Source organism: Bacillus sp. FSL K6-6038 (genome assembly GCF_038050455.1).
Taxonomy (GTDB): Bacteria; Bacillota; Bacilli; order Bacillales; family Bacillaceae_G; genus Bacillus_A; species Bacillus_A pseudomycoides.
In genome coordinates this window covers 1,615,549-1,642,043 of sequence record NZ_JBBOUH010000001.1, presented here as the reverse complement: position 1 = coordinate 1,642,043, position 26,495 = coordinate 1,615,549, and the positions used below count along the sequence as shown (strand labels likewise).

Here is a 26,495-nt window from a genome sequence, read left to right as displayed (position 1 = left end):
CTAAACCAGCAATATATTCGTCCTCACCCATAGTCAAAGTATTTACGGTACTTCGGTAGAAACTTGCAGGCCATATCCCTGCGATTATATGAGTGTAGCTAACCTATTTATTTTATAGAAGGATTATAACGCACTTTTTTTACTTTGAAAAGCGTTTCTAGAAAAAACACGTACAAATTTTACAAAAACATCTTTTTCGTTCGAGTTTTGAAACCTCTTACATTTTGTATTCTTCTACTAGAGACTCGTTAAAATAACTGGTCCATCCTTTGTAATTGCTATCGTGTGCTCGTATTGCGCTGCCAATTTTCCATCCATCGTCCGTGCAGTCCATCCATTTAAATCTACTTTTGAATATCGCATACCTACATTTACAATCGGTTCGATCGTTATTACCATTCCTTCTTGTAATTCTGATCCTTGAGCTGACTTTCCAAAATGAAAAATTGCTGGTTCTTCATGGATTTCTTTACCAATTCCATGCCCTGTAAAATCCCTTGCGACAGAAAACCCTTCCGAAGCTACATAACTTTCAATCGCATATCCAATATCACCTACACGATTTCCGATTATCGCTTGCTCAATTCCTTTATATAAAGCATTTTCCGTTACTAGTAATAACTTTTCTGCTTCATTAGAAATATCCCCTATTTTATGAGTCCATGCAGAATCAGCAAGAGCACCATTTAAGTTCACTACCATGTCAATCGTAACAATATCACCTCCCTTTAATGGGTGAGTAGTCGGAAAACCATGACACATTTCATCATTCACAGATGCACATATTGCATATGGATAATTGTTATATCCTTTTTGTTCAGGTGTCGCACCATTCTTTTCTAAATACGTTTCAACAAATGTATTAATTTCCAATGTCGTGATACCTGGTTTTATTATTTTCGCAATTTCTTGATGACACGAAGCTAGTAAATTTCCCGATTCGCGCATCAAATTTATTTCTTTTTTCGTTTTTATTGTACTCATGAAATCTCCCCTCGATAAAAGCTTTCCAAATTCAATCATACACATCCTCCTCAACAATTTCAAAAGAGCATTCATTTCACATTTTTTTCACAAATTAACATTCCAAAACTTGTAAGAATCCGCGACTTTATAAGTTCTCATCATAGACATAGTTTTTATTGTATCAATGAACACTTTTTGAAAGCACATTCGGACGTGATGAAATTATCTAAATTTTTTGTATTATAAAAATGTAAGATTTCATTTATCCAAGGAGGGGTATCATGGGGGAACATAATGTACATCAGACAGAAACTGAAAACACTCAAAAAAGTTCGTTAAAAGGAACTTTAATCTCTGTTTTTTTTATTGGTTTTTTCATTATTTTCACGTGGTTTAGCGTCTATCAAATTTTTGTTAATCGGCTATAAGATATAGTTCTGAAAAGGGAGATGGAGATATGCACTTACATAAATACGAAAAAATTTGGCTCATTTTCGGTGTCGGCTCACTGTTCGTATTTTTGGCTGTTTTAGGGATTAGTGCTTTTTATATGGGTAACAAACCACCGAGTTGTTTAACTACAATTGACCCAGAAAAGGTTCAAGCGACCGCACCATTTGATCAACCCGGCGTTAAACAAGTTGGAAAAAATCATTATCAAGTGACGATTGTCTCACAAGCTTTTTCTTTTACACCAAATACAATTAAAGTACCAAAAGGTGCAAAAGTAGATTTTGTCGTTGCAACAAAAGATGTTGTACATGGTTTTGAAATCGCAGGGACAAATGTCAACATGATGATTGAACCTGGATATGTAAGTACCGCTTCACAAGTTTTCAAAAAATCTGGAGAGTATTTAATTGTCTGTAATGAATATTGTGGTACTGGCCATCATATGATGAGCGCGAAAGTAGAGGTGACCGACAAATGATTGCACTGCAGGATAAAATAAGCAAACGAGATGCAAAATTAGCAATGGCTCATATTCACATCGCATTTATCGCCCTGTTTTTAGGTGGGTTATGCGGATTACTACAAGTTCTTGTCCGTTCAGGAAAATTCAATTTACCTGCTGGTATTGGTTATTATCAAGTGTTAACAACACACGGTGTTTTACTCGGGCTCGTCTTAACAACGTTCTTTATTATCGGTTTCTTATTTGCTTGTATGAGTAAAACAACTGGTGTCCTCTCAAAAGGTGCCCGACAAACAGGCTGGATTGGTTTTTGGCTTATGACAATTGGAACAACAATTACTGCAATTTTTATCCTACTCAATAAAGCTACTGTACTCTATACGTTCTATGCTCCATTAAAAGCACATCCTGGATTTTACATTGGCCTTACCCTTGTTATTGTCGGAAGTTGGTTCAGCGGATTTGCAATGTTTGCTCAGTATCGTACATGGAAAAAACATAACAAAGGAAAAATAGGTCCTCTGTTAAGCTTTATGGCTGTTGTGACAATGGCACTATGGCTTGTTGCAACACTTGGTGTAGCGGCAGCAGCACTTATTCAATTTATTCCATGGAGCCTAGGCTTTATTGATAAAATTGACGTCCTGGTCAGCCGAACACTATTTTGGTACTTCGGTCATCCGCTCGTTTATTTTTGGCTCCTTCCTGCCTATATGGCTTGGTATGTCATTATACCGAAAATTATTGGCGGTAAAATTTTCAGTGACTCACTAGCTCGTTTGTCATTCATCTTATTTTTACTATTTTCTATGCCTGTAGGATTCCACCACCAATTAACAGAACCAGGTATTGACCCTGGGTGGAAATACTTACAAGTTGTCTTAACGTTTATGGTTGTCATTCCATCTTTAATGACCGCCTTCTCTTTATTTGCAACCTTTGAACAGTTTGGGCGTTCAAAAGGAGCTACTGGACTATTCGGATGGCTTCGAATGCTCCCATGGGGAGATGCTAGATTTTTCGCTCCATTCGTCGGTATGTTAATGTTTATTCCAGCTGGTGCTGGTGGACTTGTCAATGCAAGTAACCAACTAAACCAGGTCGTTCATAATACTGTATGGATAACTGGGCATTTCCACTTAACATTAGCAACATCTGTTGTATTAACATTTTTCGGAATCGCCTATTGGTTAATTCCACATCTAACAGGACGCGTCATGACAAAGGAAATGAACCGGCTTGCCATGATTCAAACTTGCGTGTGGGCTATCGGTATGTTCTTCATGTCTGCTGGTATGCACTTTTCCGGGTTACTCGGAGCACCTCGGCGTTCTGCTTTTTCTACATATGGAAATTCGCAGCAAGCACTTGAATGGATTCCATATCAAATTGCGCAAGCAGTCGGAGGCGCCATTTTATTCGTTGGCATTGTTATCGTAATTATTATTTATGTGGATCTTGTCTTCTTCGCTCCAAAAGGACAAACGGAATTCCCAATTGGTGAAGTAGCTGATGCATCTGAACGGACACCGATGGTTTTCGATAATTGGAAGCTTTGGATTTGCATTACAGCTCTACTCATTTTATTCGCTTATACCATTCCGTTTATCGATATGATTCAAAATGCTCCGCCCGGTTCAAAAGGGTTTAAATTATGGTAAGTGAAAAGCAGAGGGGATATCCCCTCTGCTTTATTTCGAGAATAGCTATTTAATCATGTACCTGCAGGCTTAATAAGTATATTCCTTTTCTTAATATTCTTCCTTAATTTGTTCGCTATCATCATAGACTTCCCCATTTACAAGCCCTCTAATAAGACTCTCAAAGTCTTTTGCTAACCATGTAATTTTATAATCATATTCTTGATCGATATGTACAACACAAGGCTCTCCTTTCGGGCCGCACTCCCTATAATCAAGAAATATCATATCGTGTCCAGCCGAGGGACAATCACAAATAGCTACTCCTATTTCAGGATATCCCCATTCTTCAATCCAAAATTCACTACCAAATTCTCCACCTAATGAAGAACTTTTTTTATATCCAATACCATAAATACCAGTTATAGCAACATGATCCTCTGCCCAACTTGTAGGAATATCTGTAGGAAAACAATCGTTTATTGGAATTCCCCCATTATGCTTCTTCATTAACCAAATATAAGATTCAGGTAGCTTATACCCTAATTCATTTTCTAGTTTAGAAATCATTTCATCTGTAGGATATTCAGAAATATATTCATCTCTTGCATATTCGCTGTCATCCCAAAAGTTATTAAAATCAAAATTATCAAAACAACCCACTTTCATCCCCCCTAAATTTCAAAAAAATGTATTTTTTATATACGATAGAATCCATAAAAAAACATAAATCACTACTAAGCAAATCGTTTCAAAACTATTTTATCTTGATGGACATAAAGTCACATACATCATTTTCAAAAATTCAAAGCGACTTCCATTTGTCTCTTGAATAAAAGCTCCAACTGCTTCAAAACCTGCTTTCTTATAAACATTAATTGCCCTTTGATTAAATGTTGCCACTGATAACGTTATATACTTAGGTTGATATTTTTTTTCACAAAAAACCAGACCTGCCTTTATAAATACCAAACCTAATCCATTTCCAGTCAGGTTTGGTTTCATTCCAAGTCCAATATCCACTGTATGTATATCTACTTTATTAAAACTAAAAAATCCAACAAGCCTATTATTCTCACTAACAGCAAAAGTCGTTTCTCCGCGTATTTTAGGATCTAAAAACTCCACTAAATCTTCTTGATCGGCTTCCATATCATAAAAAGAATACTTATCCTCATAGTGCCATTTAAACGCAATTTCTTCTGCTTGCTCTTGTGTCATCACTTCAAAAGTATAATTCACTTCTCTTCCTCCTTAAGCAACGCACATATACAGTAAAATGTTAATTCATAAAAAGGAGCTGCATTAAAGCAGCTCCTTTTCTTTTTATAACTCATAAATCTCTTTATATTTCGCTTCTAAATAATCCGCTAAATAATTTGCATTTAACCCTTCACCTGTTATATCCTCTAATATTTGTAATGGTTTTTTCGTTTTACCATATTGGTGAATATTTCTTGTTAACCATTCACGAATTGGTGTCACATTTCCTTCTTCTAGCAATGCATCGAAGTTTGGAATTTCCTCTAACATCTTATGTTTAAATTGCGCTGCATACATATAACCAAGTGCGTAAGATGGAAAATATCCAAAAGATCCATCTGACCAATGTACATCTTGTAGCACACCCTGTGCATCCGTTTCTGGACGGATACCTAAATAACTCTCCATCTTGTCATTCCATGCTGCCGGCAAGTCTTTTACTTCTAATGTTCCATCAAATAATTCTTTCTCCAGTTCATAACGAACCATAACGTGAAGCGGATATGTAAGTTCATCTGCCTCAATACGTATAAAGGAAGGCTTTGATTCATTAATCGCATCATAGAATTCATTTACAGATACGTTTTCAAATTGCCCATCACTAAATTGTTTCAATATATCATAATTTTTCTTCCAGAACGATTTATTACGTCCAATAAAGTTTTCAAAGAATAGCGATTGCGATTCATGAATTCCCATCGATGTACCACTGCAAAGCGGTGTTCCTTCTAATTCTTCTGAAATATTTTGTTCATATACAGCATGTCCACATTCATGAATTGTTCCGAAAACTGCCATGCGGAAGTCATTCTCATCATAACGAGTTGTAATGCGAACATCCCCTCTATTTAATGTAATTTCAAAAGGATGTATCGTTTCATCAAGACGGCCAGCCTCGAAATTATAATTTAATTGCGTTAGTAACTCTAAAGTAAAATTCTTTTGTTGTTCTTTTGAAAAATGTTCAAATAAGACATTTGTTTTTAATTCTTTATTTGATTCACCAATATCTTTTACAAGTGGAACAATACGCTCACGTAGTTGTCCAAATACATGATCTAACACTTCTACTGTCATACCTGGCTCATACATATCTAAAAGCGTATTATACTTATAAGTTTCATAACCCCAATATGTAATAAATTTTTTCTTATATTCAACAATTTTTTCTAAGTATGGTCGGAACATTTCAAAATCAGATTTTTCACGTGCTTCTCCCCAAACACTTTCCGATTTTGCTTGCAATTTAACAAACTCTTCATACTCGGCCTGTGGAATTTTTTTATTTCGATCATACGCTTTGCGGCACTCTTCTACAATTTTCTTTGTTGTTTCGGAAATTTTATTATCTACTATTAGCTGTTCTAATTCTTTTAAATATCTTTCCATCTCATCAGTAGTTGATAATGAAAATACCTCTGATGAAAGCATTCCTATTACCTCAGAGCGTTGATCCACACCTTGTTTCGGTGCTCCTGTACGTAAATCCCAAAATATTAGGCTTAATGCTTCCCCATAATTATTTATCTTTTTCACGTGTGCTAAAAACTCTTTTTCTACTTCATATGTAGCGATTGTCATATTTTATTGCCTCCTTTTTCTACCTCACCTATATTTCGACATAAAGATATAAAGTCCTTTTCCATATAGAAAGAAAAAGCTTAGCAAACGCTAAGCTTTTTCCATTGGTGAGGGGTGCAGAAAACCGCTACTGATTACAGTTTCACTTTATAGTACCGTACCTTCTACTGGAAGTACTTTCTTTACAGCCTCAATAACCTTTTCATTTTCATTCTCTGATAAGAATAACGAAATAGCACCTTTATCTTCGCTCGTACGAATTAAACGTCCAATTCCTTGACGAAGACGTAAAATCATATATGGTACATCTACATCCCAAAACGGATCATTAACATGCTTACGTTTCGCTTCAAACACAGGATCGTTTGGAGGGAATGGTAGCGACCAAATAATGACATGTGATAGTGAAGAACCCGGAATATCTAAACCTTCCCATAAATGAACAGCGCAAAGCACAGTCTCTTGTTCATTTTGGAAGCGGGAAACAAGCTGACTAATCTCTTGATCTCCTTCATATAAGAACGGAACAGACATTTGTTCTTTATTCACATATTCTTTGAACGCCGCAAGTTCTTGTGTTGTGCGGAATAATACAAGCGTACGCCCATTTGTTTTTTGAATGTTCTCAAGCGTATACTGACATTTTCGTTCCCATTCATTTTCCTGGTTATACGATGGTAAGTATACTTTCATTTGCTCTTCATAATCAAATGGAGAAGCTACTGAGAATGATAAATAATCTTTTACCCCTAAACTATTTGCTGTAAATGCGAATGAATCATTTTCAGATAATGTAGCAGAAGAGAAGATATACGGAATCTTTTTCGAGAATACTTTCTCCTGTAGCACTTCTTCTACCGCACGTGGCATAATAACTAACGTAAAGGCACCATCACCTTCTTCTCCCCATGTAATTACATTTTTCTCATGCATAAAGAGACGAAGTGAATGTTCCAGTACATCTAAATGCTCATCAACGATATTTAAATCATAAGTGTTTACTGTATACATTTCACTTTCAAATACAAGAGCATCACCAACTTCAGCAATTTTTGCATAAAGTCGTTTCGCTTCTGTAATCACTTTTTCTGTTACTGTAATTTCTAAACGATCTGATCCAGCAATTTCTTTTTTACTTTCTCTTAATACATCAAAGAAACGCTCTGTTTGCCAAATTGTCTCTTCTACTAAATGAGCAAACTCTTCTCGAATATCATTTTGTAATAATCTTGTTAAGAGTTGCTCCATCATCGTTTGCTTTAATCGATACGTCAGTGCTTTTTGCGCTGCGTATTCCACAAGGTGTCCTTCATCAAAAACAACGCAACTGCTTTCTGGTAAAAGCGGCATTTGCCCTTCGCGTTTACGAGCATCATATGTCCAAATATGATCCATATAGAAATCTTGAGAGCAAATAATTAAATCTGCTGCTTTACGGTAATGTTCACGAGAGAGCGTTTGACCACAACGGTGACGAGAATCACATGTGAAGCAGTCTTGGAAATAATCCCAAGATACCTTTGACCATTCTTCGTCATTTAATAATGGAAACTCTTTTCGATCACCGTAATGCGTAAAGTTTTGCATTGTTCCATGATCAAATACAAACTGAGGTAATTCATAATATAGATCTTCAATTACTTCTGGAGCTCGTCCACTCATTACATCTTCAAGTTTACGTAAACATAAATAATTATCCATTGATTTCGCTAGACGTACATCAACAGATAACCCTAATGCTTCTGATAATTTCGCAATGTCCCCTTCTTCTTTCACAAGCTGCTCGATTAGCGTTTCGTCTGCACAAGCAATAATAGCTGGCTTTCCTGTATAACGCGCATAACAAATTGCATATAAAAGATACACAATCGTTTTTCCCGTTCCTACACCCGCCTCTGCGAACATAACTTTCTTCTCTTGAAACGCTCGTTCTAATTGGAATGCCATAAAAATTTGTTCATCGCGTTCTTCAAAACCTTTTTCTGGGAGGATATCGTAAAACACATCTCCAATCCACTCATTCAACTTATCATAAAAATTATCTTGTTTCCCTACTTCAAATGGTAATCTCTTCTCAGTAAACATCCTTAGCCTCCAACCAAAAAGTTTTTCTATAAAAAGATATAGCAACTGCGATATCTAAATAGCAGTTGCTTTCCCCTGTTGCAATACATAGAAATGAGCGAAAAAAATTTTCCTTTATATAAAGGAAAATTTTTCACTCTATTAATGACTTTAAGTAACGCTTATCAATCAATGTCTCATATGATAATGCAGATAAATATTCTTCCTGTGCTTTCTGTATTTCATCTGCAACTACACCCTGAAGATTAATTTCTTTTCCAAGCTCATCATACGTACGATGAATGGCCTTTTGAATCATCGACAATTGGAAACCATCCATATTTATTCCTCCTTTTGCACATTACATAATAGCCAGTATATGCGCGTCAAAGAGGTTTTATACTATGAATTACGAGGTGGGCGTTTACCAAAGTACTGGTAATAGTCTGTACGAATAAAACCGTTAAATAGTTTACGCTTTTTCGATGCATCTTTTCCATAACATTTTTCAAACGCTTCATAGCTCGTTAATAAATACAGTGACCACGTATCTAATGGGCGGAATACTTCTCCCATTTCTTTATATAATTTTTCAACAAGCGCTTTTTCACTTAAACGTTCTCCGTATGGAGGATTCGTTACAACATAGCCATATTCCTCTTTTGTTGTAAAATCTTTTACTTGCATTTGTTTAAATGAAATTAAGTCACCCAGTCCAACTTCATCAGCATTGTCCTGTGCAACTCTTATCATACGGTGGTCGATATCTGATCCAATAATTTGCAATGGTTGATCATAATTCGCTAAATCTTCTACTTCTTGACGAGCCTCACGCCAATTTTCTTTACCAATCCAACCCCATGCATCTGATGCAAACTCACGGTTAAAACCAGGAGCAATATTTTGACCAATTAAAGCTGCCTCAATCGGAATTGTTCCAGATCCACAAAACGGATCAACAAACGGACGATCTGGCTTCCAATTTGTAAGTTTAATTAAAGATGCCGCTAATGTTTCTTTCAAAGGCGCTTCCCCTTGGTCAAGGCGGTATCCACGTTTATGAAGACCAACGCCACTCGCGTCAATTGTCAATGTTGCAATATCTTTTAGCATCGCAATCTCGATACGGAATAAAGGACCATCTTCTTCAAACCAAGTTGTACGTCTATATGTTGTCTTTAGTTTCTCAACAACAGCCTTTTTCACAATACGTTGACAATCTGAAACACTAAATAATGTTGATTTTAAAGACTTCCCAATTACAGGAAACTCTCCATTTTCTGGAATGTAATCTCCCCAGTTCAATGCTTTTGTTTTTTCAAACAATTCATCGAATGTTGTTGCTTTAAATTCACCAACTTTAATTTTCACACGATCTGCAGTGCGTAACCATAAATTAGTGCGACAAATCGCTTTTGCATCCGCTTCAAACGTTACTTTTCCGTTTTCTACTTGGCATTCATAACCAAGATCGCGAACTTCTCTTGCAACTAAAGCTTCAATTCCCATTGCTGCTGTTGCAATTAAAGTAACTTTTCCCATTTGCATTCACCTCTTATGTATAATCAAACAATAATTAATAGATTTTCCTTCTATTAATTATTAAATATTACGAAGTATTTTCTTATTTACCATTTTAACTCACAAGTTATAACTTCATACAAATAAAAAGCCCTCCTCTTACAAAGGAGAGCTGAGTCATTCCATAATTGGTTCATAACGTTCTGTAAGCCATGTTCTGTTCCTTTGTACTGCAAACGGCCCACGCCTCGTACTCCGGTGGCAATCATCTATCTACAGGTTACTCGAACCTGTCCTTTTCCATCGTTCATTTCCTTGGAAAAGATTCCCCTACCATTATTTGGGTTTCTCGCTCGTGGGGTTTACCTCGTTCCACTCCTATCATTTCTTCAAGGACTTCGTCACTGTGGCACTTTAAAGGTAGTCAAACCATATCCAAAAGGACTTAGGTTTTTTCCCTGCCGTTAATCCAGCCTTACAGCCAGAATACCCTAGCTTATGAATTGGCTAGGCACGAACACTACAACCATCTCAGGTCGTGCGAGCATGGACTTTCCTCTACAACGTTGGCGTTGCAGCGATTACCCAAACGTTATGACAAACATTAGTATAGTGGAAACAAAAAGATTTTGCAATGCTTTTTTATATGTAAAATGCTTTAATCTTTTTCTATCCCTAGATTACTCGTATAACTTACTTCCAAATACAGCTTTTTCCAGATTAGATAAACGCTTTAAAATATCCGTGTTCGTATTGTTGTATACAGGTTGTGCAACCGGTGTTGGAGCTGGTTGTTGCGGTACTTGCACTGCCGCTACTTTTTGCTCTTCTAATTCACGTTTTAAACGAACATTTTGTTGCTGTAATTGCTCAAGTTCCTTATGAAATGCCTCATAATCCTTAATAATCATATCAAGAAACTTATCTACTTCTTCTTGCTGGTAACCTCTCATACCTGTTTTAAATTCTTTTTCCAAAATATCTTTCGCTGTTAATTTAATTTTATCCGAAATCATTTTCTTCACCTCAAATTTTTACCAAAACTTTCATTAACTAAATTTTTTCAGAAACAATGTCTTTTGTCAATCCTATATACATGAGCTATATTACATATTACTCGGCATTATCCCACTGTTCCTCTTCTATTATATCTTGTAAATCAGAAAAAAGAATGAAATAACTGTGATAATTTTCTATTTCGCCTTTTTTCTTTGCTGCTTCTACTATGTATTTAGGACTTCCTGGTTTTTCTTCATCATACACTGCCAAAAGTGCATTACTTTTTTCAATAAAAAATTGATTTTTTAATCGAAATTGCTCAGGACTTTCATATTTTCTTTTCGTAATACTATCAACATGATCTGCTTGCCCTAGAATAAACTCATACAGTTCTCGATTTCCCTCTTTCCAATTTTCCTCTTGTTCTAAAAAAGGAGTAAACACAGCAAGCTTTAAATTAGGATATTCTAGCTGCAAGTCAAAAACAACTTCAGCAGCCCATAACTCTACTCCTAACTGCCCACTAATAATAACCCATTCCAACCCTTCTTCTATAAAAGCCAGTAACTTACGATGCAATGCTTTTTTTATACAAATAACGCCTGGATGATCATCCTTAAATATCCCAAGTTCAAATGGTTTATATCCTGTTACCGCAACAACTTTCATATCAACACTCCAATAAAAAGAAAAGAACTAGCATTTTGCTAGTTCTAACATAACATTTACTTTTTAAACATTCCACCTACATTTGGTCCTGGTCCGTATGGAGATACTTGTGGTCCTACATTTGGTCCTGGTCCGTATGGAGATACATGATGCCCATGGCCACACGGTCCACCGAATCCTCCAACTCCAGGTCCGCCGAATCCTCCAACTCCAGGTCCGCCGAATCCTCCAACTCCAGGTCCGCCGAATCCTGGAGCAACAGGTTCTACAACATTCACATTTGAAACTGTTTGCGGGAAGAAATGTTGATTTTTAACTTGTTGATGATGAACATGTGTTGTATGAGTTGGGTGAATATGTGGTACCACCGTTGTGGAAAAAGTGTTCGTTACACATTGCTTTGTTGGATGAACGACAGGAGGTGTAGTGCAAATAGGTCCTACAGGTTTATGTCCTCCAAAACAAGGATGACAATGATACATAGTTTTTTTCTCTCCTCTCTCATTAAAAAATCTGACTACACTTTACAATATGAGAAAGGGATAAAAGCCGCTTGTTATATATACCCATTTATTTAATGGAAATTTGTCTATATAATAGCCATTTAAATATGATAACTTGGACACGCAACTATCATCCTTTAGCAAAAAAGCCGCCAACTTGTTTTACAATCCCAGTGACTTGATTCATAGCATTCATCATTTGGCCTGCTGTATTCATCATTTTATTCACATCATAGTTACCATCTGACGTCTTAAATTGAGATACGAAACTAGAAAATTGACTTGGCTGCTGCTGTTGCTTTTGTTTATTCATCGTTGGATACGGTTGAAAAGGCTGTTTCGGTGGGTAAAACATTGATGGCTGATTCATAAAGGATTGTGGTTGCTGTGGTACATAAGATTGTTGATTCATATAGGACTGTGGTTGCTGATTCATAAAGGATACTTCAAATGGCTGATAATAATTCGCTTGATTTCCATAATAAGGTGCAAATGGGTGCATATTATAGCGTAAATATGGATCTTCATTATATTGATAAAAATCCGGTTGTGTATACGAATTGATGTGTTGGTATACATTAGATTGCTGAAACATGCATTCTCCCCCTTTAACTAAGTTTCTACATATAGAATATGTACCTATAAAATAAAATGTGTAACCTTATAAATGTCTATTTTTGTCGGAAGTTTAAATTTTTAAAAAAATAAGAAAGTAAGCCTTTTCATGTTATGATAATGAAGAAGAAGATTCTCATTGGGGAGGAATCAACATGATATTAGGGGATTTAAAACAAGCTTTCGCTCAAAAAAAGGGGTACTCTACAGAGGATATGAATGAGTTGCTTGATTTTGCTAGACATCACTATTTAGAAGGAAAAATCTGTATCTCAGAATACCGAGTATTAATACGTGAATTAGAAATAAATGGGGCGAAGCCCACACATACAACTGTAGAATCATAAAAACAAGAGGGTTTTCCCTCTTGTCACTTACATTGTTCTATTATATTCTGCAACGTGTATAAAATCGCCTGATGTGTTTCATAAAACCGCTTACCTTTTCCCTTATTTACAAAACATTGCAGTGCATTATTTTGTAAATTCTCATACACTTGGTCAATTTGTTGCACATGTATATACTTAGGCTTTTCATGTTTTATCCATTGATAAGCTAATTCTTTCCACACTTCTAACTCTTGATCAACCATATCCACAAAAGGCTTCATATCTTGATAAAAATCAAATTCTTTCTCTTCTCTTTTTTTTATAATCGTTTCATCATTGTACTGTATTAATTTTATTGAAGACTGCATTAATTTTCCATAATCCAATTTATTTCCACCCTCTTATGCACTTACTATGACGTTTTGAAACGTTTGAAGCCAACTTCCTTTTTCTTCGTGATGTAATAATTTATCCTCCATATGTTGAATGTGCATTTCTGTTATTTCTCCTCGATTACATATATCTTCACGTTTATCTTTTAAAGAATGATTAACTCTAAGTGAAACATTCATTTCCAGCAAATCAAGAGCACTTAACATTTGATCCATTTTTTTCATTACATTTTCCTTCTGAACCATCGCCATTTATAAAACGCCTCCTTCTTTGCTTTTCCTTTGTCATGTTATTTCGACGGGTCACTTACCACTCCTGCACGACTGACAAAACTAGTTGATATTCGGCAAAGAAATCGGTTTGTATGAGTTTTATAGAAGTGGTAACAATACAAAAGGGAGGTGTTTACCATGGCTAAAAATAAAAATGAGAAGAAGAAAAAACAAAACACACAGCAAAATAAACCTGAAACTGGAAATCCGAAGCTAGATGGTCCGAACTTTCCTGCTACATAAAGTAAAACTTTAATCGGCGGGTCTATTTCTCTTACCTAGCTTCCTCAATTTTCCCTACATTTCAATTGGAATCATATTTATTGAAACTGTATAAAAACATGAATCGATTTATGTAATCCATTCGTCCCGACTCCCTGTCAGAGAGCGGGACTTTTCTTATTATATCATGAAGTCATTGTTCCTTTTAAAAAAGCTATTCAATGAAGAAAAAAGATGTATTTGTTGTTGTTTTTGTAAAAACCATTCTGTAATATTAACTTCTTCTTTCAGTTCCTGAAAGAAAAACAATGCCTCAATATCCATTTTTTTATGGAACCAATCTTTCGTTACGTTATGGTGATGTAAAACAATTGAGAAAGCATCTCTTAACTGCGGTGTATCTTTTTCTTTTGGAATTATAAAGTACCGCTCGTAATCCATTCTTGATCCTGTAGGAAACGTTCGCAAGGAAAAATCGTAAAATAACGTTTCATATTTAGGATGAAATAATAGCCAAGCTAATTTCTTTCCGAGTTCTATACGTTTTTGTAATGTTTCAAATTGATAAACCGAAAAACCATATAGTTGCCCTTTTGTAGTCGGAAAAATTACAGCACTAAAATGAAAGAGCTCTTGAAATTTAAACAGTAAAGTTTGGAATACGTGCTTTTGAAAATATGGGTGTTCAATAATCGGTTTTTGAATCCTATTTTGTTCATTAATAATAAGTGCTGTAATAAGACGTGTGAGATCTCTTTTATTCCAAAAATCATTCCATTCCTTCTCCATAAAAATAGATACGTTAAAAAACTGTAATAAGTAAAAGATTGGTTTATTCATTTTCTTGCTGTACTCGTATAACAACAATTGTGGGTATGCATCTGAAAAAACAAGCCAATTTGCATTTTCATAAGTAAGGAACAGTTGCTTCCTCATTCTTTCAGATAAAATATTCGGATAATATTCCCCTGCTAAATCTGTCATATTCCAACCAGAATTTCTCGAAACCATACTCGCCAGAAATGACCACCGGATTTCTTTATTTCTCAAGTAATATTCTTGATAAGCCTGTGTGCGTGAAATATTATCTATATTTGCTAGAGTCGTCTGTTGTTTTATATATGCTATTAATTGTTTCTCTTCTATTGTACAAGAAAGTCCACTGCGCTCTCTATTTATTTTCTCATACTCATTCTGCATATGCATACAGGAATCACCACATCTCTCTTGAAAAAAATCGCATCTTTTTTGTTTTTTTTGATATAATCACCTTTGTAAGTAATTCTAGGTAAGTTGAGGTGGACAAACTATGACCATTCGTTATCCAAACGGAAAAAGGTATAATCAAGCGTTACAACCTCAAAAAACACAATTTAAAAAACATACTTATAGCAATAGAGGTATGTCTCTGGAAGAGGAACTAAATGAAACAAATCAATATTATTTAACCCATAATATTGCATGCGTACATAAAAAACCCACTCCTCTTCAAATTGTAAAGGTGGATTACCCCGCTCGAAGTGCGGCGGTTGTGAAAGAAGCTTATTTTAAACAGCCTTCTACAACAGACTACAACGGTGTATACAAGGGGAAATACATTGACTTCGAAGCGAAAGAAACAAAAAATAAAACAAGTTTTCCGCTACAAAATTTCCATCTTCATCAAATTAAGCATATGGAACAAGTAATAGCTCATAACGGAATTGCATTTGTTATTATTAAATTTACACTTTATGACGAGTTTTATTTACTTGATGCAAAACATGTCGTTTCATTTTGGAATCGCCAAGATGCTGGTGGACGCAAATCGATTGCGAAACATGAAATCGAAGAGCACGGATACTTGTTATCATGCGGTTATCATCCTCGAATTGATTATATTCGTGTACTAGACATGGCTTATTTTTCGTGATAGAGTCAACAATAAGGCTCTTTTTTCGACTTTTGGGGAAAAAATGAAAGGTAGGAGAAAGTATAATGTCAGAAAATTATCGTTCTCGTACAGAACGAAAACATGCACAACATCAAAAACAAGAAACAAACCAAACGGAGAAACCAAAGAAAAAAGCTTCCTTTTTCAAAAAATTTTTAATTGGTTGCCTACTTCTTGGCATTGTTGGTCTTATAGCTGGAGTTTCCGCCTTTTTTGTAATGGTACAAGATGCTCCAAAGCTAAATAAAGCAAAACTTGTCAATCCGCTATCAACTAAATTTTATGATAAAGACAAGAATTTCTTTTATGAATATGGTGCCGAAAAGCGAACGAATATTACTTACGATCAAGTTCCGAAAGTAGTAGAAAGCGCATTCCTAGCGACAGAAGATGCTCGCTTCTATCAACATAACGGAATCGACGTTAAGCGTACTGGAAAAGCAATCCTTGAAAATGTCACAGGTGGTTTTGGTTCTCAAGGCGGTAGTACAATTACCCAACAGGTAATTAAAAACTATTTTCTAACGATGGAAAAAACATCAAAACGTAAAGTACAGGAATGGTATTTAGCTTATAAATTAGAGCAACAATATTCCAAACATGAAATTTTAGAAATGTACTTAAACAAAATCAACCTCGGCAATCGCTCTTATGGGGTTGCAACAGCAGCGAAAACCTATTATGGAAAAGACTTAAAAGATTTAAAATTACACGAAGCAGCGATGCTTGCTGGATTACCTCAAGGTCCAAATATTTACGATCCAACAAAAAAAGAAAATATCGATCGAGCAACAAAACGTCGTAACGTTGTATTAACGTTAATGAATCGACATGGCTTTATTTCAAAGCAAGAAATGGATGAAGCGATAAAAATCCCTGTAACAGAAGGACTTCTTCCATCTAAAGATGTAACCGAAATGCCTTATCAAGCCTTTTTAGACGCAGTCGTAAAAGAAATCGAAAAAGAAATGCCCGATGTAAATATTGGATCTGACGGATTACAGATTTATACGACAATTGATACAAAGGCACAAGAATACGCTGAACAATTACTGGATGGGGATATTATTAACTATCCAAACGATCGTTTCCAAGGTTCTTTCGTATTCATGGATACAAAAAATGGTGAGGTTCGTGCAATTGGTGCGGGCCGTAAAGAAAATAAAACGACATTTAAAGGACATAATATGGCCGTTGATATGCAGCGCCAAGTAGGTTCGACTATGAAACCAATTTTTGACTATGGTCCTGCTATTGAATATATGCAATGGTCTACATACCATCAATTAAATGACTCAGAATATACGTATTCCAACGGTAAAAAAATCCGAAATGCTACAAACAGCTATAAAGGTGATGTCTCTTTACGTGAGGCATTGAAAAAGTCATTAAACATCCCTGCTTTAAAAACAGCACAAGCAGTTGGATTAGACAAATCAAAAGGATTTGCCGAAGGACTTGGAATGACATTCAAGGACAACACAGTATACGAATCAACAGCCATTGGTAGTAACAGCGCTTCCCCATTACAAGTAGCTGGTGCATATGCCGCCTATGGTAACGAAGGAAATTATAACAAGCCACATTTCGTAACAAAAGTTGTCTTTCCTGATGGAAAAGAGAAAAACTTTAAACCAAAAGAAATACGAGCAATGAAAGACTACACAGCATATATGATTACGGATGTTCTTCGTGATGTTGTAAAACCAGGTTCTGGTGGTACAGGTCCAACGGCTTATGTATCAGGAATTGATGTGGCTGGTAAAACAGGAACACAGAACTATGATCCAGATACATTAAAAAAATATAATATCCCAGAAAGTGCCAACAGAGATAGTTGGTTTGCAGGTTATTCACCGCAATATACGATGTCAGTATGGACAGGATATGAAAAAGATTCTGAAGAAAACTATATTGCAGATAAATCACCTTCAGTCCGAATTGCACAGCAAATATTCAAAGAAATGATGAGTAAGTTTGCTACAGATACATCTCGTTTTGAACAACCTTCTTCTGTAGAACGTTTAAATGAAGAACTCTATGTGAAAGGTGCAAAAAAGGATGCTGTTAAGCAGATTAAAGTAGATCCACCAACTGGTGTAACGCCATCTTATGATGCATCATCTAATACGATTACATTAAACTGGTCTGGTCCTTCAGACGCTGAAGCTTACTCAGCAAGCTATAAAGCAAACGACGGTTCTAGTGGTAGCCTATCCGTGAGCGGTACAAACGCTTCACTTGGCGGGGTGAAACCAGGTGTAACTTACAGCTTCTCAGTAGTAGCGAAAAAAGGAACAGGTACAAGCGATGCAGCTGGTGTATCCTTTACTGTTCCTGGTCAGAGCGAAGATGTCAAGAAGAAAGCTGAAGACGACGCTAAGAAAAAGGCTGAGGAAGACGCCAAAAAGCAACAAGATGAGCAGAAAAAAGCTGAAGACGCTAAGAAAGCTGAAGACGCTAAGAAAGCTGAAGACGCTAAGAAAGCTGAAGACGCTAAGAAAGCTGAAGACGACGCTAAGAAAAAAGCTGAAGATGACGCTAAGTAAAAAGCTGAAGACGACGCTAAGAAAAAAGCTGAAGATGACGCTAAGAAAAAAGCTGAAGACGACGCTAAGAAAAAAGCTGAAGACGACGCTAAGAAAAAAGCTGAAGACGACGCTAAGAAACCAAAACCTGATCAGCCAAAAGAGCCTGTTATCCCAACACCATAATACAAAGAAGAAGTCACCTTTCTCTAACGAGATGGTGACTTCTTTTTTTGTATTATTTTTTTTGCATACAGCTTTTCTATTTCTACATACAACTGTGCCAATTGAATATAGGAATGATAGTGATTTGGTTGCTTTGTAATAAATGAATAACGTTCCATAAAGTTAATCGGTTTTATTTGTAGCTCATCAATCTTGTTTTTAATATCCTTTAACCCTGACACTGGTTTTCCGTTTAACCAATATAAACTCGATAATAAATGAGCTGCAAAGTGAATCATTGGCCTTTTTGCTTCATTTCGCTTTCGATCCTGAAAAAATATCGATATATCCTCTTTTTTGTCTTTCCATATATCTAATACAGCTGGAATTCCCATTTCTATTTCATTCCATGGCTCATATTGTTTTCCTATATCAAATAAGAAATAATGGCTTTCTAGCAATTGCACAAACGATTCATCTGTATGATATATAATCTTATCTATCTCCCCTTCAAAAAAAGGATTACATTGAAACTCATCCGGTACTTGTACAACTTGTTCCATCTTTTTATTTCCCCTTCATTCGCTTCTTACCTTCACGACACACTTCTAGTAGCCGGCATTCTTCACATTGCGGCCGCTGTGCTTTGCAATGATAACGTCCAAAGAAAATCATTCGGTGATGCGTAACTCCCCACTCTTCCATTGGCACTTTCTTCATTAATGTTTTCTCTACCTCTAGAACGGAATCTTTCCAACGGCAAATAGCCAAGCGTTTACTTACACGTTCCACATGTGTATCAACAGCAATAGCTGGGATACCAAATGCTACAGAAACAACTACATTTGCAGTTTTTCTACCAACCCCTGGTAGTTTTGTTAGTTCATCCCGATCCTGTGGTACCTCTCCATTATAGTCTTCAAGCAACATTCGGCATAACTTTTGAATATTTTTCGCTTTGTTCCGGTACAATCCAATTGAACGAATATCTTGTTGCAACTCTTCTAAGGACACATTTAAATAATCTTCAGGTGTCTTATACTTTTGAAATAAACTTTTCGTTACTTTATTTACAAGGACATCTGTACATTGTGCAGATAATGCAACTGCAATTACAAGTTCAAATGGATTATCATGATTTAATTCACAATGTGCTTCTGGATACATTTCTGCCATTGTATCTAAACAATAGCGAATTTGTGTCTTGTTTAACATACCTTTCCTCCTATATCACTGCTCCAACCAATTATAAAAAGGCACTTTCCCCGTATATTTGGTCTCTTGTTTCGTTACTTGCTGCGAGCGTTGTTGATTCGCTCTAAATTTCCGCCCTTGATCTTGCGCTTGATCAACTGTCTTAATTCCATTCTTTTTCCACTCAAAGAGAATACGGTCAATATATCGAAAATTAAGTTTCCCACTCATTACAGATTCTCGAAGAGCTGCTTGAATTAAATTCGGATGATGTTGATCCTGATCTTGCCACATCGCTAATGTTTCACATTCAAAAGGCGATAATGGTCTCCCAAATTCCCGTTCAAAAATTGTATATAAATTCACTTGAAGTTTCTTTTGTTCTTCTTTTTCTTCTTCTATTGTTTCATTCATTAAAAAATGTAAGATTTTTTCCCAAAGTGGTTGCAACGAATAACTTTCGCACATCATAGCTTCAGATTTTTGACTACCTTCTAATGCTAAAAAGCCTTTTTGAATTAACGCTTGAATGATTTCCATACATTTCATTTCTGTTATTGTCATTCGTTCTGCAATCTCTGAAGGAGTTGGAAAAGAATTACCCGATTCTAGAAAAGTATGCACATGGAGTACAACCATAAATTCCATCTCATTTAAGCCTAATTTTTTATAATGCATCATAAGCAATTTTGGAATTGCGACGCTGCCTTGTTCAAACCATTGTAACATCATTTTTTTCTTCATGACCATACACCTCGCTTTCTAGTATAACACACCTGTTATAATTTTCTTTTACCACAATTCGTCAAAAAACCTCCCTATAGATAGGGAGGTCATCTTCATTTGTTCAAAGTAACTTATGTGGTAAAAATGAAAGTAATTAGCCTTTTAAGCCTGTACTTTACTTCTCATAAACGTATTAATTCGCTCTAACGCTTTCTCTAATTGTTCAAGAGATGTCGCATAGGATAAACGAACATTGTTTGGTGCACCGAACCCTGTTCCTGGAACAAGAGCTACTTTTTCTTCTTCTAACAATGCTTTTGCCCACTCATCAACGGTTTCATATCCAGCTAACGCTACAGCCTCTTTTACGTTCGGGAATAAATAAAATGCACCTTGTGGTTTAATACAAGTGAAACCAGGAATTTGAATTAATTTATCATAAATAATGTTTAATCGTTCTTCGAATGCTTGACGCATCATTTCCACAGGCTCTTGCGACCCAGCATACGCAGCAATTGCGCCGTATTGAGCGATTGAAGTAGGGTTTGACGTACTATGACTTGCTAAGTTCGTCATCGCTTTAATAAGCTGCTTATTTCCTGCTGCATAGCCAATACGCCATCCTGTCATGGAATGCGATTTAGATACACCATTAATAATAAGTGTTTGTTCTTTTAATGCATTAGAAAGCTGGGCAATTGAAGTATATTCCACGCCGCCATAAACCAATTTCTCATAAATCTCATCAGAAACAATTAAAATGTCGTGCTCTAAACATACTTCTCCAAGCTGCTGTAATTCTTCTTTGCTGTAAATCATCCCTGTCGGATTGCTCGGTGAATTTATAATAACAGCTTTCGTCTTCTCTGTAATTGCCTCACGTAGCTGCTCTGGCTTAATTTTGTACTGATTGTCTTCTAGTCCTTCTACATAAACTGGCTTACCACCAGCAAGCTTTACTTGTTCTGGATAACTTACCCAATAAGGAGTCGGAATGATAACTTCGTCCCCTTCGTCAAGTAGCACTTGAAATAGTGTATAAAGTGCATGTTTTGCTCCATTACATACGATAATCTCAGTTGGATCATACGCTAATCCTTGATCACGAGTAAATTTCTTCGCAATTTCTTGTTTTAGTGTTGCTAATCCACCAGTTGGTGTATATTTCGTATGTCCTTCTAACATTGCTTTATGTGCAGCATCCATAATATGCTCTGGCGTATTAAAATCAGGTTCTCCTGCTCCTAATCCAATTACATCATGGCCTTCAGCTTTCAATGCTTGTGCCTTTGCTGTAATTTCTAAAGTTGAAGACGGTGTTAAAGCAGCTACTCGCTTTGCTAATTTCATTTGTGGTTTCCCCCTGCATCTATTTTTCAATGCTGTAATATCCAGCATATTTCCCATCTTGAAATTCTAGATAATAATACGTATAACGACCTTCTTGATCAATATATGTAATTTCCCACAACGGAACATCGTTTTCAGCACCTAATTTTGCCTTTACCAATTCTTTGGGCTTGCGTTCCCCAGCCACAATTTGTAAAGCTTTCTTTTCAGAAATGCCCTCGTTCTTTTTACGTACTAGAACATTCCCTTTTTTCTCAGGTACCCAAACAATGATTTGTTCTCCTTTTTCATCTACACCTTGTACGACTGCATATGAAGATTTTCCGTTATAATAATCAACCGTTTTTACTTTCGTAAGCTTTGCTTTTTCTTTTGCAATTTCTACAACTTTTGACTCTTTCGGAATTTTCTTTTCCATTGTCGCATTATAAACATGCACCCCATATAATCCAATGGCAACGATAACGATAATGATGGCAAAGATCCACTTCTTCATTGCATCACTACGTTCTGTATATCGTAAATACTGCTGTTTCTTTTTCGTTTTCGTCTAATGCCAATCCGAACATGAGGTCCTGCTCTTTTAAAGTGCGATTCAAACTATCAACAATTTTATATAAGTCAGACGAATATTTAATACGCGTCGTTGATAGCACTTCGATTTTCTTCTCCATGAAAACTCCTCCGTTACACAAAAATTTCTAATTATAGAAGAACGCAATACGGTTACAATAAGAGTACATTCTTTACAACCCCTGCTTCATCACCCATCTATTATAGCAGGACATGTTCAGCAAAAAAAGGTTTCAAATTGAAAACCGAAACATTTGTATACAAGAAGTAAGAAAAAATAAATTTCCTCCTACCCACATTTCATGCCTGAAGTACGTCGTACTTCAGGCATATTTTTTCACTTACTGTTATTCCTTTAGCTATTTACCGATAGTAATTCCACCTACCTCAAAGTTATCTAAAAAATAACAAAAGTGAGGTAGGATATACTACCCGTCAAAAAACGATTGGCGAAGACGAAGAATCAGTGAGAAATGAAGGAACCCTCAGTGATTACAGTTTCACTTTATCCGCTTTATTCTTCTAAGTGATCTAACAGTTCTTCTAACGACCCTTCATAAAGAGGAACATTTGGAATAGATTGCATAAATCTTTTTCCGTAGAAAGAGTTGGTTAAACGACGATCTAAAACAAACACCGTTCCAGTATCCGTCATTGTACGGATTAATCGTCCAAACCCTTGCTTAAAACGAAGAATTGCTTGCGGAAGTGCCAGTTTCGTAAATACGTCGTCTCCTTTATTTTTCAACCATTCACTTTTGGCTTCCATCATTGGCTGATGAGGCGGTGTAAATGGTAACCGAACAATAACAAGATAGCTTAATGCATCTCCAGGAATATCAATCCCTTCCCAAAAACTACTTGTTCCTAACAAAATTGCTTTGTCGAACTCTTGAAATTTCCGAACTAAACGACTTCGGCTACGATTATGAACACTTTGTGTTAGTAATACAAAGCCTTCTAATTCATCCGCTTGTTTTAAATTTGTATATGTTTCCTTTAGCATTTCATAGGATGTAAACAAAACGAGCATTCTCCCATTTGTCGCTTTAGCAATCTTCATAATATGATGTGATACTTCTCTTATATACACATCCTCGCTTACTTGCTTAATAAGAGGAACATCAGTAGAAACCATTAGCTTTACTTGTTCCTCATAATGAAACGGCGATGGAACTGTTAATGTGTCTGGTGCAAAGTCATATAATCCAAGTTGTTCCTGTATATAATCGAATGTACTATTAACAGTTAAAGTCGCCGAAGTAAAAATAACGCTTCGCTTTTTTGTTAAGAACTCATCCGCAAACCTTTCTCCTATATGGACAGGTTGTGCATATAACACAGTGGAATGAATTGTACCTTTCGTTTCCGTTTCCATCCATGTCACATACTCTGTTTTTTCTAATATAAGCAGCTGCAATGAGTCGACCATTTTACGCAATAATTCAATTAAATGCATAAACTCGCCTGTAACAACATGCATCTCCCATTCGATTTTACTTTGTAATAAGTCCGCTTGTTGCTCTAGCGCAGTAAGTATTTTTCTCACTTCGTATACGAAGCGATTTGTTAACTCAGCTATACTTCTCCATAGCTTTCCATCCTCTTGGTCCGCGTTATATCGATAAATAAGCGGCATATTATTTGCCCCTTGTTCTTGCTTCGTTTGCTGAAATATAAATGTACGTAACATTTGAAATAATTCATCAGCATCGAATTTAATTTCCTTTAACCTATGACTCACCATTCGAAAAGCTGAGCGTGACGAATGATGAGATTTTTTCATCAATTCATATACCTTTGATAGCACATCGTCCGTCTCTAACGTACCAAAGCGTGATAAGATTAATTGAAAGTACATGCATGAAAACTGCTCTCCAAGTGTCCTAGTCGCTGTTTCTTCGATGTGATGAGCTTCATCAAAAATAATATGTTCACAAGATGCCAAAAGTGGATCTTCACTAACAAAATCTTGAAATAGTAAAGCGTGATTTGTAATAACAATATCTGCAAATAACGCTTTATTTTTTGCTCGTTGATAAAAGCAGCGACTAAACCAGTTGCTTTGCATGCCGCCCGGACTGTACGTATCACTACAAATCCGATCCCACAGTAACTTCCCACCTTCTGGAATATTAAGCTCGTCACGATCACCAGTCTCCGTTTGCAATAACCATACTAATACTTTTGCTTTCGTAAGCGCAGCATCATAGTTTTTCTCTTCTTCTTGCAATGCATATTCAAATTTATGTAAGCAAAGATAATGTTTTCTTCCTTTTAAAAGAGCCACTTCGAATGGAAATGGTAATATACTTTGTAATAAAGGAATTTCATTTTCAATCATTTGTTGTTGCAGTTGTACCGTTTGCGTACTAATAACAACTGACTCTTCTCTTCTCTTTGCAAAATAAATACTTGGAAGTAAATAAGCAAGTGTCTTCCCTGTACCTGTTCCTGCTTCAATTAATGAAAAACGAGAATCTCTTAATGCTGTATATATTTCCTTCATCATTCGCTGCTGACTTTCTCTTTGTTCAAAATTTGGCATCTTTAGCTCAAGTTGTCCCATTGACTTGTGTAAAAAAGCATCAAATTTAGATAAACAATCATCACCGATTTCTAATGAATAATTTCGTTTTCGAAGCGCAATATTTCGATATACTTCATATTCCTTTGCATCTTCTGTACCAAGCATCACTTTATTTAAAATATTTTCTGAAATGATATTCGCTATATCACTTTGGAATACATCGCTTAGTTCATATAAAGATTGTAATGTGACAAGCGGTAGTTTTTCTAATTGATTTAGAAATTGTAAAAATAATTCCGCTGTCACAAGAGCATCACTATCCGCACGATGCGGTTGATCATGTTCCAATTCATGTTTTTTTGCTAAATCACGCAATTTATAGCTATCAGCTGTCGGCAATAAAATTTGTGCCAATTCAACCGTATCAATTTTTGGACAGTTTACTTCTCCATATCCAGCCTGTTTTAATTCTTCCTTCAAAAAATTCCAATCAAAGTGAACGTTATGTGCAACAAAATAAGCACCCTGTAATAGTTCGGCTACCATCGGCGCTACATCGCAAAATAGCGGGGCTTGTTTCACGAGATTTTCATCAATCCCTGTTAATTCTGTAATAAATGGAGGAATCTCTCTCTTCGGGTTAACAAAAGACGAAAAGATTTCCAATATCTCTCCATCTTCTACTACAACAGCTGCAATTTGTGTAATTCTGTCCTTCCCATCTTTCCAGGAGTTCCCTGTCGTCTCTAAATCGACAACGACATAACGCTTACTCATATGTAACACCTCAATTTCTTACCCTTTCAAACAACAAAAATTCATATATTGTTACTATACCACGTTTTATATCATCTTAATGAAAAGATGGACAAAAAATAGAAGAGCCTGGTGTTGAAAAAAGGACTCTTTCTATTCATTCAAGTATATAGTTTCAAAAAAATCTTTAATCTTCTTTATCAATGAATAATTTTTCCGAACCGTTTTTTTACGTGTATTTACATAAAGTAAGCTTCCATCCGCGGGATTTCACATGCTATTATCCCCACTCACCTATTTGCCGCGCCTCTCTGAATCTTGAGGTAGATCTCTTACTGCCGCCGTGATAGCAAGATAAAATGAAAAGCTACCTCATATGAGATAGCTTTTCATTTTATAAAATCGTACCTGCTTTTTCAGCACCTAACATTTCAACAATTTGATTGTTATCATCTAACACCGCAATTTTTGGTACTTGTTTATCTACATCTTCTGTCGCTACGAGACCGTAACAAATAATAATAACTTTATCTTCAGGTTGTACAAGTCTTGCAGCTGCACCATTTAAACAAACAACACCGCTGCCACGTTCTCCTTTAATTACATACGTCTCTAAGCGAGCTCCATTGTTATTATTTACAATTTGTACTTTTTCATTTTCTACAATCTCCACTGCGTCCATTAAATCTTCATCAATTGTAATACTACCTACATAATTTAAATTTGCTTCTGTTACAGTCGCGCGATGTAACTTTGCTCTCATCATTGTGCGAAACATAGATGATTC

26 protein-coding genes, 1 other RNA gene, 1 pseudogene and 1 riboswitch are annotated in these 26,495 nt (G+C 35.9%); of the genes and pseudogenes, 5 read left to right on the top strand and 23 right to left on the bottom strand.

The window, feature by feature from the left end; translation table 11 throughout:
• Window positions 1-10: 10 nt before the first annotated feature.
• Window positions 11-112, bottom strand: a riboswitch (purine riboswitch).
• 125 nt (window positions 113-237) lie between these two features.
• A complete protein-coding gene (locus tag NSQ40_RS08385) occupies window positions 238-984 on the bottom strand; it encodes a type I methionyl aminopeptidase (RefSeq protein WP_341286165.1) in 747 nt (248 codons plus the stop codon).
• Between the two features lie 439 nt (window positions 985-1,423).
• On the opposite strand from NSQ40_RS08385, the gene NSQ40_RS08375 reads away from it, so the two are divergent.
• Together NSQ40_RS08375 and NSQ40_RS08370 are read left to right on the top strand one after the other, a co-directional pair.
• Entirely contained in the window at window positions 1,424-1,897 is a 474-nt protein-coding gene (locus tag NSQ40_RS08375; RefSeq protein WP_003196423.1) for a cytochrome c oxidase subunit II, read from the top strand.
• The gene (locus NSQ40_RS08370) at window positions 1,894-3,543 is read left to right on the top strand and encodes a b(o/a)3-type cytochrome-c oxidase subunit 1 (RefSeq protein WP_258248229.1); all 1,650 of its coding nucleotides are present in this window, start codon (window positions 1,894-1,896) and stop codon (window positions 3,541-3,543) included. Before NSQ40_RS08375 ends, NSQ40_RS08370 begins: the two co-directional genes overlap by 4 nt.
• A gap of 90 nt (window positions 3,544-3,633) precedes the next feature.
• On the opposite strand, the gene NSQ40_RS08365 is transcribed toward NSQ40_RS08370, so the two are convergent.
• The 11 genes from NSQ40_RS08365 to NSQ40_RS08315 all read right to left on the bottom strand — a co-directional run bounded on the left by NSQ40_RS08365 (window position 3,634) and on the right by NSQ40_RS08315 (window position 12,717).
• Entirely contained in the window at window positions 3,634-4,191 is a 558-nt protein-coding gene (locus NSQ40_RS08365; RefSeq protein ID WP_033798090.1) for an SMI1/KNR4 family protein, read from the bottom strand.
• A 93-nt stretch (window positions 4,192-4,284) separates the two neighbouring features.
• Window positions 4,285-4,764: a GNAT family N-acetyltransferase gene (locus NSQ40_RS08360; RefSeq protein ID WP_003206633.1), complete on the bottom strand. Its 480-nt coding sequence runs from the start codon at window positions 4,762-4,764 to the stop codon at window positions 4,285-4,287.
• Window positions 4,765-4,848: 84 nt separating this feature from the next.
• Window positions 4,849-6,366 (bottom strand): carboxypeptidase M32, encoded by a 1,518-nt coding sequence (locus NSQ40_RS08355; RefSeq protein ID WP_098100759.1) that lies wholly within the window; start codon window positions 6,364-6,366, stop codon window positions 4,849-4,851.
• A 147-nt stretch (window positions 6,367-6,513) separates the two neighbouring features.
• On the bottom strand, window positions 6,514-8,451 hold the full coding sequence (locus tag NSQ40_RS08350) for an ATP-dependent DNA helicase (protein WP_003196413.1): 1,938 nt from the start codon (window positions 8,449-8,451) through the stop codon (window positions 6,514-6,516).
• Window positions 8,452-8,584: 133 nt separating this feature from the next.
• On the bottom strand, window positions 8,585-8,770 hold the full coding sequence (locus NSQ40_RS08345) for a DUF3921 domain-containing protein (protein WP_003196411.1): 186 nt from the start codon (window positions 8,768-8,770) through the stop codon (window positions 8,585-8,587).
• Between the two features lie 62 nt (window positions 8,771-8,832).
• Window positions 8,833-9,972, bottom strand: a complete 1,140-nt coding sequence (locus NSQ40_RS08340; protein ID WP_018764299.1) for a THUMP domain-containing class I SAM-dependent RNA methyltransferase — start codon at window positions 9,970-9,972, stop codon at window positions 8,833-8,835.
• Between the two features lie 180 nt (window positions 9,973-10,152).
• Window positions 10,153-10,544: RNase P RNA component class B (gene rnpB, locus NSQ40_RS08335), an RNA gene on the bottom strand.
• Between the two features lie 87 nt (window positions 10,545-10,631).
• Window positions 10,632-10,967 (bottom strand): cell division regulator GpsB, encoded by a 336-nt coding sequence (gpsB, locus tag NSQ40_RS08330; RefSeq protein WP_016114126.1) that lies wholly within the window; start codon window positions 10,965-10,967, stop codon window positions 10,632-10,634.
• A gap of 97 nt (window positions 10,968-11,064) precedes the next feature.
• Entirely contained in the window at window positions 11,065-11,619 is a 555-nt protein-coding gene (locus NSQ40_RS08325) for a DUF1273 domain-containing protein (protein ID WP_003196406.1), read from the bottom strand.
• 56 nt (window positions 11,620-11,675) lie between these two features.
• Window positions 11,676-12,101 (bottom strand): spore coat protein, encoded by a 426-nt coding sequence (locus NSQ40_RS08320; RefSeq protein ID WP_258248228.1) that lies wholly within the window; start codon window positions 12,099-12,101, stop codon window positions 11,676-11,678.
• Between the two features lie 151 nt (window positions 12,102-12,252).
• On the bottom strand, window positions 12,253-12,717 hold the full coding sequence (locus NSQ40_RS08315) for a YppG family protein (protein ID WP_018764297.1): 465 nt from the start codon (window positions 12,715-12,717) through the stop codon (window positions 12,253-12,255).
• Between the two features lie 175 nt (window positions 12,718-12,892).
• Here NSQ40_RS08315 and NSQ40_RS08310 point away from each other — a divergent pair, with 175 nt between their 5' ends.
• Window positions 12,893-13,084, top strand: a complete 192-nt coding sequence (locus tag NSQ40_RS08310) for a YppF family protein (protein WP_006094322.1) — start codon at window positions 12,893-12,895, stop codon at window positions 13,082-13,084.
• A gap of 23 nt (window positions 13,085-13,107) precedes the next feature.
• On the opposite strand, the gene NSQ40_RS08305 is transcribed toward NSQ40_RS08310, so the two are convergent.
• From NSQ40_RS08305 to NSQ40_RS08295, 3 genes are all read right to left on the bottom strand, one after another.
• A complete protein-coding gene (locus NSQ40_RS08305; protein WP_006094321.1) occupies window positions 13,108-13,434 on the bottom strand; it encodes a YppE family protein in 327 nt (108 codons plus the stop codon).
• Window positions 13,435-13,467: 33 nt separating this feature from the next.
• Window positions 13,468-13,710 (bottom strand): hypothetical protein, encoded by a 243-nt coding sequence (locus NSQ40_RS08300; protein ID WP_003206610.1) that lies wholly within the window; start codon window positions 13,708-13,710, stop codon window positions 13,468-13,470.
• A gap of 423 nt (window positions 13,711-14,133) precedes the next feature.
• Window positions 14,134-15,159, bottom strand: coding sequence for a DUF2515 domain-containing protein (locus NSQ40_RS08295; RefSeq protein WP_258248227.1), 1,026 nt, complete (start codon window positions 15,157-15,159; stop codon window positions 14,134-14,136).
• Between the two features lie 103 nt (window positions 15,160-15,262).
• On the opposite strand from NSQ40_RS08295, the gene recU reads away from it, so the two are divergent.
• Both recU and NSQ40_RS08285 read left to right on the top strand, forming a co-directional pair.
• On the top strand, window positions 15,263-15,865 hold the full coding sequence (gene recU, locus NSQ40_RS08290) for a Holliday junction resolvase RecU (RefSeq protein WP_018764294.1): 603 nt from the start codon (window positions 15,263-15,265) through the stop codon (window positions 15,863-15,865).
• Between the two features lie 65 nt (window positions 15,866-15,930).
• Window positions 15,931-18,432: pseudogene (locus tag NSQ40_RS08285) on the top strand (PBP1A family penicillin-binding protein); the annotation flags it as partial.
• Between the two features lie 191 nt (window positions 18,433-18,623).
• Here NSQ40_RS08285 and NSQ40_RS08280 read toward each other — a convergent pair.
• The 8 genes from NSQ40_RS08280 to panD form a co-directional block, all read right to left on the bottom strand.
• Window positions 18,624-19,142: a YpoC family protein gene (locus NSQ40_RS08280; protein ID WP_006094318.1), complete on the bottom strand. Its 519-nt coding sequence runs from the start codon at window positions 19,140-19,142 to the stop codon at window positions 18,624-18,626.
• 4 nt (window positions 19,143-19,146) lie between these two features.
• Complete coding sequence (nth, locus tag NSQ40_RS08275; RefSeq protein WP_006094317.1) at window positions 19,147-19,794, bottom strand: endonuclease III; 648 nt, start codon at window positions 19,792-19,794, stop codon at window positions 19,147-19,149.
• A gap of 15 nt (window positions 19,795-19,809) precedes the next feature.
• Window positions 19,810-20,517, bottom strand: coding sequence for a DNA replication protein DnaD (dnaD, locus tag NSQ40_RS08270; protein WP_016114116.1), 708 nt, complete (start codon window positions 20,515-20,517; stop codon window positions 19,810-19,812).
• 144 nt (window positions 20,518-20,661) lie between these two features.
• The gene (gene aspB / locus NSQ40_RS08265; protein WP_003206480.1) at window positions 20,662-21,849 is read right to left on the bottom strand and encodes an aspartate transaminase AspB; all 1,188 of its coding nucleotides are present in this window, start codon (window positions 21,847-21,849) and stop codon (window positions 20,662-20,664) included.
• A gap of 19 nt (window positions 21,850-21,868) precedes the next feature.
• A complete protein-coding gene (locus tag NSQ40_RS08260; protein ID WP_003206481.1) occupies window positions 21,869-22,345 on the bottom strand; it encodes a cell wall elongation regulator TseB-like domain-containing protein in 477 nt (158 codons plus the stop codon).
• 7 nt (window positions 22,346-22,352) lie between these two features.
• Window positions 22,353-22,523, bottom strand: a complete 171-nt coding sequence (locus tag NSQ40_RS08255; RefSeq protein ID WP_000412180.1) for a YpmA family protein — start codon at window positions 22,521-22,523, stop codon at window positions 22,353-22,355.
• Between the two features lie 413 nt (window positions 22,524-22,936).
• Complete coding sequence (gene dinG / locus NSQ40_RS08250) at window positions 22,937-25,729, bottom strand: ATP-dependent DNA helicase DinG (RefSeq protein ID WP_098187777.1); 2,793 nt, start codon at window positions 25,727-25,729, stop codon at window positions 22,937-22,939.
• A gap of 373 nt (window positions 25,730-26,102) precedes the next feature.
• Window positions 26,103-26,486, bottom strand: coding sequence for an aspartate 1-decarboxylase (gene panD / locus NSQ40_RS08245; RefSeq protein WP_006094314.1), 384 nt, complete (start codon window positions 26,484-26,486; stop codon window positions 26,103-26,105).
• Window positions 26,487-26,495 lie beyond the last annotated feature (9 nt).

Coding starts and splice junctions, on each gene's coding strand:
- NSQ40_RS08385 (WP_341286165.1), bottom strand. CDS start 984: ATGAGTACAATAAAAACGAAAAAAGAAATAAATTTGATGCGCGAATCG.
- NSQ40_RS08375 (WP_003196423.1), top strand. CDS start 1,424: ATGCACTTACATAAATACGAAAAAATTTGGCTCATTTTCGGTGTCGGC.
- NSQ40_RS08370 (WP_258248229.1), top strand. CDS start 1,894: ATGATTGCACTGCAGGATAAAATAAGCAAACGAGATGCAAAATTAGCA.
- NSQ40_RS08365 (WP_033798090.1), bottom strand. CDS start 4,191: ATGAAAGTGGGTTGTTTTGATAATTTTGATTTTAATAACTTTTGGGAT.
- NSQ40_RS08355 (WP_098100759.1), bottom strand. CDS start 6,366: ATGACAATCGCTACATATGAAGTAGAAAAAGAGTTTTTAGCACACGTG.
- NSQ40_RS08350 (WP_003196413.1), bottom strand. CDS start 8,451: ATGTTTACTGAGAAGAGATTACCATTTGAAGTAGGGAAACAAGATAAT.
- NSQ40_RS08345 (WP_003196411.1), bottom strand. CDS start 8,770: ATGGATGGTTTCCAATTGTCGATGATTCAAAAGGCCATTCATCGTACG.
- NSQ40_RS08340 (WP_018764299.1), bottom strand. CDS start 9,972: ATGGGAAAAGTTACTTTAATTGCAACAGCAGCAATGGGAATTGAAGCT.
- gpsB (WP_016114126.1), bottom strand. CDS start 10,967: ATGATTTCGGATAAAATTAAATTAACAGCGAAAGATATTTTGGAAAAA.
- NSQ40_RS08325 (WP_003196406.1), bottom strand. CDS start 11,619: ATGAAAGTTGTTGCGGTAACAGGATATAAACCATTTGAACTTGGGATA.
- NSQ40_RS08320 (WP_258248228.1), bottom strand. CDS start 12,101: ATGTATCATTGTCATCCTTGTTTTGGAGGACATAAACCTGTAGGACCT.
- NSQ40_RS08315 (WP_018764297.1), bottom strand. CDS start 12,717: ATGTTTCAGCAATCTAATGTATACCAACACATCAATTCGTATACACAA.
- NSQ40_RS08310 (WP_006094322.1), top strand. CDS start 12,893: ATGATATTAGGGGATTTAAAACAAGCTTTCGCTCAAAAAAAGGGGTAC.
- NSQ40_RS08305 (WP_006094321.1), bottom strand. CDS start 13,434: ATGCAGTCTTCAATAAAATTAATACAGTACAATGATGAAACGATTATA.
- NSQ40_RS08300 (WP_003206610.1), bottom strand. CDS start 13,710: ATGGCGATGGTTCAGAAGGAAAATGTAATGAAAAAAATGGATCAAATG.
- NSQ40_RS08295 (WP_258248227.1), bottom strand. CDS start 15,159: ATGCATATGCAGAATGAGTATGAGAAAATAAATAGAGAGCGCAGTGGA.
- recU (WP_018764294.1), top strand. CDS start 15,263: ATGACCATTCGTTATCCAAACGGAAAAAGGTATAATCAAGCGTTACAA.
- NSQ40_RS08280 (WP_006094318.1), bottom strand. CDS start 19,142: ATGGAACAAGTTGTACAAGTACCGGATGAGTTTCAATGTAATCCTTTT.
- nth (WP_006094317.1), bottom strand. CDS start 19,794: ATGTTAAACAAGACACAAATTCGCTATTGTTTAGATACAATGGCAGAA.
- dnaD (WP_016114116.1), bottom strand. CDS start 20,517: ATGAAGAAAAAAATGATGTTACAATGGTTTGAACAAGGCAGCGTCGCA.
- aspB (WP_003206480.1), bottom strand. CDS start 21,849: ATGAAATTAGCAAAGCGAGTAGCTGCTTTAACACCGTCTTCAACTTTA.
- NSQ40_RS08260 (WP_003206481.1), bottom strand. CDS start 22,345: ATGAAGAAGTGGATCTTTGCCATCATTATCGTTATCGTTGCCATTGGA.
- NSQ40_RS08255 (WP_000412180.1), bottom strand. CDS start 22,523: ATGGAGAAGAAAATCGAAGTGCTATCAACGACGCGTATTAAATATTCG.
- dinG (WP_098187777.1), bottom strand. CDS start 25,729: ATGAGTAAGCGTTATGTCGTTGTCGATTTAGAGACGACAGGGAACTCC.
- panD (WP_006094314.1), bottom strand. CDS start 26,486: ATGTTTCGCACAATGATGAGAGCAAAGTTACATCGCGCGACTGTAACA.